The organism is Microbacterium sp. 13-71-7 (genome assembly GCF_002257455.1).
Classification (GTDB): Bacteria; Actinomycetota; Actinomycetes; order Actinomycetales; family Microbacteriaceae; genus Microbacterium.
The window spans coordinates 1-9,573 of sequence record NZ_NCKN01000161.1 but is presented as its reverse complement, the minus strand read 5'-3'; the positions used below and the strand labels follow the sequence as shown (position 1 = coordinate 9,573).

The following is a 9,573-nucleotide window of genomic DNA, read 5'->3' as shown; positions in this document are numbered from 1 at the left end:
AGCGGCAGCAGCGGCAGCGGCAGCAGCGCCAGCGGCAGCAGCGGCAGCGGCAGCAGCGCCAGCGGCAGCAGCGGCAGCGGCAGCAGCGCCAGCGGCAGCGGCAGCGGATCCCCCCGGCGCCCGCAAGCGCACGAGCGCACCCGGTGCGCGCGGCACGCCCGATACCGCCACGGACACGACATCGGATGTTTCCTCGCCGTCCATCCGCGGTGCCTAGGGTCCCGAGGGTCACCGACCCCGAAGGACCCGACTGTGCGCGATCACGATGCTCCCCTCGCCCCGCCCCTCGACGCCGACGCCGAGCTGCGCTCGCTCGGCTTCTCCCGCCGCGACATGCTCCGCACGGCCGGCATCGCCCTGGCCGCCGGAGGGCTCTCCGCCGCGTTCGGCGGCGCCGGCGCGGCGATGGCCGGCGTGCCGGCGGCGCGGCCGGCCGGCGACCCGGAGCTGACCTGGCTCGTGGGCGACCACCACGTGCACACGCAGTTCAGCCATGACGCCAAGTACCGGATGGCGCAGCAGCTCGATGCCGCGCAGCACTACGGCGTCGACTGGCTCGCGTTCACGGAGCACAGCAACTTCGCCCACGCCGACCGCGGGCTGCCGACCGCGCGGGCGCAGATCCAGCAGGAGCGCGACGCCCGCGACCTGCTGATCTTCCAGGGTCTGGAGTGGTACATCCCGGCAGCCGAGCACGCCACGGTGCTGATCGCCCCAGGGAACGACGACATCCGTCTGCTGCGCGCCTTCGAGCTGGCCTGGGACGGCAAGCTCAACGGCTGGGACAAGCCGGCGGACGCCGCGCAGATGGCGGACTTCGAACGGCGCGCAGCCCAGGCTGTCGCCTGGCTGGGCGCGCAGAAGGCCACCGGATCCCTCGCCGACGCTGTCGTGCTCGCGAACCACCCGATGCGCCTCGGGATCGACTCGCCGCACGAGCTCCGCACCTGGCGCGATGCGGATCCCGACATCTTCATCGGCATGGAAGGCGCCCCGGGCGCACAGGGGTCGGCGATCAGCCAGAACGCCGGGCCCGGCGACCAGCGCGGCGAGTACGTCAACGCCCCGCGGCCCGACAGCTGGGCCGGCTACCCCGCGGACGCCTACCGTCCCTACGGCGGATTCGACTGGGCCACCGCCACCGTCGGCGGGCTCTGGGACGCCCTGCTCGCCGAGGGCAAGCCGTTCTGGATCACCTCGAACTCCGACAACCACCTCACGGTGAAGGACACCTGGCGGATCGGCGACTACCCCGCCGGCGAGCCGTACGCGAGCCTGCCCAGCGAGTTCGATCGCTGGGCCGTCCGCGGCATGCGCCCCGACCCGATCGACAGCGGAGTGCCGCAGGGCGGCAGCGACTTCTGGCCCGGGCAGTTCTCCCGCCTGCACACCGGCGTCACGACGCGCTCCTACGCGGGCGTGCTCGAGGCGATGCGCCGCGGCCGGATGTGGGTCGACCACGGCCACCTGATCGCCGGGCTCGACATCCGCGCCCGCGCGACGATGCCCGGGAAGGGCAACGGGCGCGGCAACGGCGCGGGCGGCGGCTGGGGCAACGCCGCCGGGACGACCGTCACCCTGGGCGGCCGGCTCACGGCGAAGCGCGGACAGGACGTCGTGGTCACGATCACCGTGACCACGACCGACGCTGCGAACGCCGCCGGCATCGTCCCGCAGCTCGCCCACGTCGACCTCATCGCCGGTCGGGTCACGGGCGCGACCGCGGACGCCGACGGGATGCGCGCCCCCGAGACGCGCGTCGTGCGCCAGTTCGACACCACGGGCAGCCGCGGCACGTTCACCCTGACGCACGTGTTCCCGCAGGTCGACCGGCCGTTCTACGTGCGGTTCCGCGGCGGAGACGGCAACCGCACCGGGGCCGGCTACTACGGCGCCGCCGTGGATCCCGCGGGCCCGCAGCGGCACGGCGACGGCGAGGGCGATCCCTGGAAGGACACCTGGTTCTACGCGAACCCGATCTTCGTCGACGTGAGCTGACCCGCCGGGTCCGCGAGCGCGCCGCGTTTCGTCTCGCTCCGGCTCCGCCGGTGCTCGCTCGACGACCCCGGGGCGTTCAGCCCTCGCGCACGCTCGCGTGCGGGATCCGTTGCCGCATCACCCGCACGGCCTCGGGGCTCACATCGACGAGCAGGGCGTCGCGGCCGAGCGCGGCGGCGACGGCCCCCGTCGTGCCGGAGCCGGCGAAGAGGTCCAGCACCCGGTCGCCGGGTCGGCTCGACGCCTGCACGATGCGGCGCAGGATCCCCTCCGGCTTCTGCGTGGGGTAGCCGGTCTTCTCGCGCCCGGTGGTGGGAACGATCGTGTGCCACCACACATCGGTGGGGAGCTTTCCCCGCTCGCGCTTGGCGGCGCTGACCAGGCTCGGCGCCATGTACGGCTCGCGCTCGATGTCGTCGACGTTGAACACGTGCCCGCCCGGCGTCTTCACGTAGACCAGGATCGTGTCGTGCTTCGTGGGCCAGCGGGTGCGCGGCTTGGCCCCGTAGTCGTACGCCCAGATCAGCTCGTTCAGGAAGCAGTCGCGGCCGAACACCGCATCGAGCATGACCTTGGCGTAGTGCGCCTCGCGGTAGTCGAGGTGCAGGTAGAGCGTGCCGTCGTCGGCGAGCAGCCGCCAGGCCTCCTCGAGGCGCGGCATGAGGAAGTCGCCGTAGTCGTCGAAGCGGTCGTCGTAGGCGTGCAGCAACTCGCGCACCCGCTCGTACCGGTGGCCGTGGAAGCCGTGGTTGACCTCGCGCGGGCGTTCCGAATTCAGGATCGATGGCGCAGAAGACGCCGAAACAGGCTCGGATTCCGCGGATCCGGAGGTCTCGTCCTGAGCCGCGTCCGCCGGGCGGTCGGCACGACGGGTCGAGACCGCGTGCCGCTCCTGCGTGCGGCCGGTGTTGAACGGCGGATCCAGGTAGACGAGCGTGAAGGATCCGTCCGGCAGGGTCCTGGCCACGTCGAGCGCCTCGCCGTGCACGATCTCGACGGATCCGGTGGTCGGCGCGGAATCGGTCGTCGAGCGCCCTTCGGCAGGCTCGGGGACCGCGTCCGCCTCCGCCTTCGTCTTCAGGCTCACGGAACCCGGTGCAGCCAGGCCTCGGTGGCGAACTTCGTGCGCACGAGCTCCTCCGCGGCCTCGTACTCGTCGTCGGCGATCGCGCCGTCCTCGGCGCGGGTGATGCCGCGGAAGGTGTCCTTGAACCGCTCGATGATCTCGGCACGGCTGAGACCCGTCTGACTGCGCAGCGGATCCACCCGCTTGGCCGCCGAGGCCGTGCCCTTGTCGCTGAGCTTCTCACGCCCGATGCGCAGCACCTCGGTCATCATCTGGCCGTCGATGTCGTAGGAGAGCGTGGCGTGGTGCAGCACTCCGCCGTTGGCGAGGCGCTTCTGCGCGGCGCCGCCGATCTTGCCGCTGGGACCGGCGATGTCGTTGAGCGGCTGGTAGGTCGCGTCGATGCCGAGGGAGCGCAGCGCCTGCAGCACCCAGTCGTCGAGGAACGCATAGGAGTCGGCGAACGTCATGCCCTGCACGAGCGACGCGGGCACGTACAGCGAGTAGGTGATGATCTGGCCCGCGGCCATCATCATCGCGCCGCCGCCGGAGATCCGGCGGACGACGTCGAAGCCGTGCTTCGCGGCCCCCTCCGGATCCACCTCGTTCCGGTACGACTGGAAGGATCCGATCACGACCGCGGACTCGTCCCACTCCCAGATCCGCAGCGTGGGGCGGCGCCGGCCTTCGCCGACGCGCGTGGTGAGCACCTCGTCGAGGGCGAGGTTCATGCACGGCGAGACGGCCTTGTCGTGCACGATCTCCCAGTCGAAGTCGCCCCAGCCCGGCGCCGTCACGAGGGCGCGGCGCACCGCGGTGCCGACCGCCTCCGGCGTGAGCCCGAGCAGCTGCGCGCCCGCGGGGAGCGCGGCGCGCACGGCCGCCGCGATCGCGGAGGCGTCCGTCTCGACGGGCAGCCCCGTGACCGCGGCGTTGATGTCGTCGAGGGCGTCGTCCGGTTCGAGGAAGAAGTCGCCCGCGAGCCGGAAGTCGGCGATCGCGCCGTCCGTCACCTCGAAGTCGACGACGACCAGCTTGCCGCCAGGAACCTTGTACTCACCGTGCACCGCTCCAGCCTACGCGGCGGCGTGCGGGCGCGGCTCCGCGGCTCAGTCGCGGCGCGGGATGTGCTTGTCGAGCCAGGCGAGCAGATCCGCCCGCACCTCGTCCTGCTGCAGCTCGTTGAAGATCTCGTGGCGCGCATCGGGGTAGACGAGCGTGGTCACGTCGCTCAGGCCGGAGCGGTTGCGGTAGTCGTCGGCGAGACGGTGCACGCTGCGCGGCCCGCCGACCGGGTCGTCCCGGCCCACCATGAGCAGCACGGGCACGTCGTTCGGGAAGTCCTTGCCCGGGCGGCCGTAGAGTCGCGCGGCCTCGATCGGCCCGAACAGCTTCAGCAGCGGCACCTCGGTCGTGAGCGGATCGGCGCGGAACGCCTCCCACACCGCGGGATCGCGCGTGAGCCATTCGAGGCCGTGGGCACCCGGCCCCTTCCACTTGGCGTTCAGCGGCATCGAGTTGAGGTCGGTGGGGGTGCGGTGGGCGGATCCGGTCAGGATCACGGCGTCGTAGCCGTCCGGGTGGGCGTTCAGGACCATCTGCGCGAGGAAGGATCCCCAGGAGTGGCCGAGCAGCACGAGCGGGAGACCGGGGTTCTCGCCGCGGATGAGCTCGGTCAGCTGCCACTCGTCCGCGACGACCGCACGCATGCCGCCGGGGCCGAGCCGCCCCAGCTTCGCCGCGTCGCCGTGCTGCTTCATGCCCGTGCGCCCGTGGCCGCGATGGTCGTCGGCGTAGACCGTGAAACCTGCGGCCGTGAGCGCGGCGATCAGCGCGCCGTAGCGGCCGGCGTGCTCGCCGACGCCGTGCAGCAGCTGCACCGCTCCTCGGGGGGCGACGCCGTCGGCGGCGGGGTGGACGTCGTAGACGATCGCGATGCCGTGTGCGTCGGTGAACTCGGCGGTGCGGGGCTCAGCCATGCCCCGAGTCTACGGATCCCGGCCGCCGCGCGCGGACCGGGTCCGCAGATGACGCGGTCAGAGCCCGACCGCGGCGCGCACCGCGAGGGCCTCGGCGAGGTCGGTGACCTCGTGCCCGCCGCCGTCGTCCGCCGCGGATCCCATCCGCACGGATCCGGCCGCGGCGACCGTGCGCTTGGCGGAGAAGTGCAGCGCGTCCACGCCGGTCGCGGCGATCTCTGCCGCGTTCGCCGCGGTGACCCCGCTGCCCGCCATCACCTCGATCCGCCCTCCGGCCGCCGAGACGAGGACGCGCAGCACCCCGAGCCCGTCGCATGCGGCCGATGCCCCGCCCGAGGTCAGCACGCGGGTGAGCCCCAGGGCGAGGGCCACGTCGAGCCCCGCCCGCGGATCCGGCGTCGCATCGATCGCCCGGTGCAGCGTCACCTGGGCGTCGGCGCGCGCCTCGCGGGCCGCATCGCGCAGTCGCGCCAGGGCGTCCGCATCGAGTTCGCCGCCGGACGTCTGCGCGCCGATCACGACGCCGGTGGCGCCGTGCGCGAGCATCCAGCGCACGTCCCGCACCGCGGTCGCGATCTCCTCCGCGTCGTAGTGGAACCCTCCCGCCCTCGGGCGCACCAGCACGTGCACCTCGGGACCAGCGCCCGTCCCGGCGGTCTCGACGGCGAGCTCGAGCGTGGCAGGCGAGGGCGTGAGCCCGCCGAGCGCGAGGGCCTGCGTCAGCTCGACGCGGCGTGCGCCGATCTCACGGGCGATGCGCACCCCGGCGGCATCCTGGACGGCGACTTCGAGCGCGAGCGGCATTCGTCCATTCTCACCGGTCGGCGTCGGGAGCGGAACGGACGCGCTGGGGTTTGTTCAGCCGCTTGCATAACCGGTGCCACCGCTCGGGATCCACGACGAGGCCGACGCGCGCGGGCCGCCCGGACTACGCGAGCGCGGAGCGGACGCTCTCCGCGGTGTACGCCTGGCGGGGATGCCGCTCAGCGATGCGCGCCGCGAGATCGAGCAGCGCGTTGCGGACCTCGGGGGTCCTGCTGTCGGGACAGCGGAGGATCGCGAGCTCGAGATGGCCGAGCAGGCCGCTCCGCTTCGCCACGACCTCCAGGTAGACATCCCACGCGCGCGGATCCTCGCAGAGCGCCAGCAGATAGGCCGCCTCCACGCGCGTGGTCGGCGCGGACGCCGCGATCAGACCCTCGGCGATCGGATGCATCCACGCCCGCCAGGCGGCGGCATCCGCGTCGCTGACCGTCGCCGCGACAGGATCCTGGCGCCACATCGGGTGCGTGACGTAGCGCTCGTAGGCGTTCCTGATCGCGATCAGCAGGGCGTCACGCAGGGCGACCTCATCCGTGCGCAGCGCTTCGGCCAGCTCCCCCCGGGTGCCCGCGGAGAGGAAATGCGCCCGCACCGGCAGCATCATCCAGCTCAGCTCCGCCCGCGCCAGCGCGCTCAACCGTCGCGCCGCGCGGAGGCGATCCGCGGATTCCGGGGCGCGCAGCCCGTCCGCGATCTCCGCGAGCTCGGCCTCCTGCGCGGCGGCGTGGGCGGCGAATCGCGCCGACCCGAGTAGCTCTGACACCTGCGTGCTCACAGCTGCCACCGTAGCCGCACGCCCGGGAGGGCGAAGTCGACGAGACCCTGCCCTCCCCCGGCCCGCCGAACCGGCACCGCGCGACCCGATGCGCCCACGACCTCGAATACTTAGTTAGGCTATCTAAGCAATGACTTCCGAGAACCTCCACGAGACCGCCACCGAACTGCGCCTCGCCACGTTCCGGCTCGCCCGCCGCCTGCGCGCCGTGCGCGCCGTGGACAGCCGCAACACCGCGATGAGCGACGCCCAGCTCGCCGTGCTCGCCGCGCTCCGCGCGCACGGCCGCCACTCCCTCACCGCCCTCGCCGACCGGGAGCGCGTGACCGCCCCGACCATGAGCTCGCTCGTCACGGGCCTCGAGGAGCAGGGATACGCGACGCGGATCCCCGACGACCAGGATCGGCGTCGCGTGCACGTCGAGATCACCCCCGCCGGCGAGGCGATCGTGGCGGAGACGTTCGAGCGGCGCACGCAGCTGCTGATGGCCGAGATCACCGAGCTGCACCTCACCGAGGACGAGCTGCGGATCCTGCACGAGGCCAGCATCCTGATGCGGAAGCTGGCCGAGCTGTGAGCCAGATGTTCCGCTCCTTCGGGGTGTTCAACTACCGGGTCTGGTTCATCGGCGCGATCGTCTCGAACATCGGCGGCTGGATGCAGTCGACCGCGCAGGACTGGGTCGTGCTGACCGAGCTCACCCACAACGACGCCAGCGCGATGGGCGCGACGATGGCGCTGCAGTTCGGGCCGCCCCTGGTGCTGGTCGGGCTCACCGGCCGGGTCGCCGACCGCTTCGACCGGCGCCGGATCCTGCTCGTCACGCAGACCACGCTGATGCTCCTCGCCCTCGGAGTGGCGGCGCTGCTGCTCACGCACGTGATGACGCTGCCGCTGATGCTCGTGTTCGCGGCGTGCTTCGGCATCGCGAACGCGTTCGACGCGCCGGCCCGGCAGGCGTTCGTGTCCGACATGGTGGCGACGGAGAACGCCTCGAACGCGGTCGCGCTGAACTCCGCGTCCTTCAACATGGCGCGCCTGATCGGACCCGCAGTCGGCGGTCTCGCGATCGTCGCCCTCGGATCCGGCTGGGTCTTCGTCGCGAACGCGGCCACGTTCCTCGCGATGATCGTGGCGCTGCTCATGATCCGCACGCGCGAGCTCATGCCGCGTCCGAAGAACCGCCGCGCGGGCGGTCTCATCGTGGGCATGCGGTACGTCGGCAGCCGCCCGGATCTCCTGGTCGTCTTCGCGATGGTGTTCCTGATCGGCGCGTTCGGCATGAACTTCCCGATCTTCGCCTCGACCATGGCCCTCGAGTTCCACAAGCAGGCCGACGGCTACGGCGTGCTCAGCTCGGTGCTCGCGATCGGATCCCTCACCGGGGCGCTGCTGGCCGCCCGGCGCGATCGCGCCAGGGTGCGGGTGCTCATGATCGCCGCCGGAGGATTCGGCGTCGCGTCGATCGTGTCCGCGCAGATGCCGACCTATCTGTCCTACGCGATCACGCTCGTGTTCGTCGGGTTCTCGACGGTGACCATGCTCACGACGGCGAACGGCTATGTGCAGACGACGACGGATCCGGCCCTGCGCGGACGGGTGCTCGCGCTCTACATGGCGGTCGTGATGGGCGCGACCCCGATCGGCGCCCCGATCGCGGGCTGGGTAGCGGACGCCTTCGGACCGCGCGCCGCGATCATGGTCGGCGGTGCCGCGGGTCTCGTCTCCTTCGCGATCGGCGCCGGCTGGATGCTCCACTCCGGGCGGCTGCATCGCCGGGAGGACGCCCGCTTCCTGCTCACCCTCGACGAGACCCGCCCCGTGCGGGTGGTCGAGGCGATGCAGCGCGCGTTCGTCCCGCCGATCACGAGCGCGACCACGCCGATCCGGGTCGAGCCGCGCACGGGCACCGTGCCGGGGGCCGAAGGCCTCGACGGGACCGGGACGGACGGGACCGGATCCGACGGCACCGGATCCGGCGACGCCGGCCTCGACGACCGCCGCGCCGAGGCGACGAAGCGCGACGGATCGGGCGAGCACGCGTGAGCGGCGCCGCCCCGGTCGGCGACGCCCGCGCCCGCCGCTCGCTGCTGCCCGCGCTCGGCGCGCTCTCGGCGTTCGGGCCGCTGTCGATGGACCTGTACATCCCGGCGCTGCCGCAGCTGGGCCGCGAGCTGCACACCACTGCGGCCCTCGCGCAGGTGACGATGAGCGCGTGCCTCATCGCGCTCGCGCTCGGCCAGCTGCTGTGGGGGCCGATCAGCGATCGCTACGGCCGCCGTCGCCCGCTGCTGTGGGCCGTGGCGGGGTTCGCGGTCGCCTCGTTCGTGTGCGCGGTCTCGCCGTCGATCGAGCTGCTGATCCTGGTGCGCCTGCTGCAGGGGCTCTGCGGGGCGGCGGGGATGGCGATCGCCCGTGCGGTGGTGCACGACGTGTACCAGGGCTCGGAGGCGACGGCCGGATTCGCCACGCTCACGGCGATCTCGGGGGCCGCGCCCGTGCTCGCCCCGCTGCTGGGCGGAGCGCTGCTGACCTTCACCGACTGGCGCGGCCTCTTCGTGGCGCTGGGCGTGATCGGCGCGCTGCTGCTGCTCACGGCCGCGCTGTACGTGCCGGAGACGCACCCGCTCGCCGAGCGCACCACGGGCGGTCTCGGCAACGACCTGCGCGGCATCGGGGCGGCGCTCGGCAACGGGCCGTTCATGGTGTTCGCCCTCACCCTCGGCCTGGCCTCCGCCGGATTCTTCGCCTACCTGCAGATGTCGTCGTTCGTGCTGCAGAACCAGTTCGGCGTCGACGCGCAGGGCTTCGCGCTCATCTTCGCGATGAACTCCGGAGGCATCGTGCTCGGCGCGTGGATCAGCCGCCGCCTCGCCCGGCGCACGGGCGAGCACCGCGTCGCCGGACGCCGCATCGTGCTGACCTCGCTCATG

General features: G+C 72.7%; 10 protein-coding genes. 4 read left to right on the top strand and 6 right to left on the bottom strand.

The window, feature by feature from the left end; translation table 11 throughout:
- Positions 1–182 (bottom strand): hypothetical protein (locus tag B7X32_RS14610; RefSeq protein WP_292721036.1); only part of this gene is annotated, 182 nt, incomplete at its 3' end.
- Between the two features lie 70 nt (positions 183–252).
- Here B7X32_RS14610 and B7X32_RS14605 point away from each other — a divergent pair.
- Positions 253–1,998, top strand: coding sequence for a PHP domain-containing protein (locus B7X32_RS14605; RefSeq protein WP_292721035.1), 1,746 nt, complete (start codon positions 253–255; stop codon positions 1,996–1,998).
- A 76-nt stretch (positions 1,999–2,074) separates the two neighbouring features.
- Here the strand turns inward: B7X32_RS14605 and B7X32_RS14600 are convergent, their stop codons facing one another.
- From B7X32_RS14600 to B7X32_RS14580, 5 genes are all read right to left on the bottom strand, one after another.
- Positions 2,075–2,989, bottom strand: a complete 915-nt coding sequence (locus tag B7X32_RS14600; RefSeq protein WP_292721041.1) for a site-specific DNA-methyltransferase — start codon at positions 2,987–2,989, stop codon at positions 2,075–2,077.
- 92 nt (positions 2,990–3,081) lie between these two features.
- On the bottom strand, positions 3,082–4,131 hold the full coding sequence (locus B7X32_RS14595; RefSeq protein ID WP_292721033.1) for a biotin/lipoate A/B protein ligase family protein: 1,050 nt from the start codon (positions 4,129–4,131) through the stop codon (positions 3,082–3,084).
- Between the two features lie 42 nt (positions 4,132–4,173).
- On the bottom strand, positions 4,174–5,043 hold the full coding sequence (locus B7X32_RS14590) for an alpha/beta fold hydrolase (protein ID WP_292721031.1): 870 nt from the start codon (positions 5,041–5,043) through the stop codon (positions 4,174–4,176).
- A gap of 57 nt (positions 5,044–5,100) precedes the next feature.
- On the bottom strand, positions 5,101–5,847 hold the full coding sequence (locus B7X32_RS14585; RefSeq protein ID WP_292721028.1) for a copper homeostasis protein CutC: 747 nt from the start codon (positions 5,845–5,847) through the stop codon (positions 5,101–5,103).
- A 124-nt stretch (positions 5,848–5,971) separates the two neighbouring features.
- A complete protein-coding gene (locus B7X32_RS14580) occupies positions 5,972–6,640 on the bottom strand; it encodes a hypothetical protein (protein ID WP_292721026.1) in 669 nt (222 codons plus the stop codon).
- 130 nt (positions 6,641–6,770) lie between these two features.
- On the opposite strand from B7X32_RS14580, the gene B7X32_RS14575 reads away from it, so the two are divergent.
- From B7X32_RS14575 to B7X32_RS14565, 3 genes are all read left to right on the top strand, one after another.
- On the top strand, positions 6,771–7,217 hold the full coding sequence (locus tag B7X32_RS14575) for a MarR family transcriptional regulator (protein ID WP_292721023.1): 447 nt from the start codon (positions 6,771–6,773) through the stop codon (positions 7,215–7,217).
- Positions 7,218–7,222: 5 nt separating this feature from the next.
- On the top strand, positions 7,223–8,686 hold the full coding sequence (locus B7X32_RS14570) for an MFS transporter (protein WP_292721039.1): 1,464 nt from the start codon (positions 7,223–7,225) through the stop codon (positions 8,684–8,686).
- Positions 8,683–9,573: multidrug effflux MFS transporter (locus tag B7X32_RS14565; protein WP_292721020.1), on the top strand; the 891-nt coding region annotated here is incomplete at its 3' end. The genes B7X32_RS14570 and B7X32_RS14565, both read left to right, overlap by 4 nt.

Excerpts from the sequence above, each read along its gene's own strand:
- B7X32_RS14585 (WP_292721028.1), bottom strand. The coding sequence starts at position 5,847 with ATGCCGCTCGCGCTCGAAGTCGCCGTCCAGGATGCCGCCGGGGTGCGC.
- B7X32_RS14575 (WP_292721023.1), top strand. The coding sequence starts at position 6,771 with ATGACTTCCGAGAACCTCCACGAGACCGCCACCGAACTGCGCCTCGCC.
- B7X32_RS14570 (WP_292721039.1), top strand. The coding sequence starts at position 7,223 with ATGTTCCGCTCCTTCGGGGTGTTCAACTACCGGGTCTGGTTCATCGGC.
- B7X32_RS14590 (WP_292721031.1), bottom strand. The coding sequence starts at position 5,043 with ATGGCTGAGCCCCGCACCGCCGAGTTCACCGACGCACACGGCATCGCG.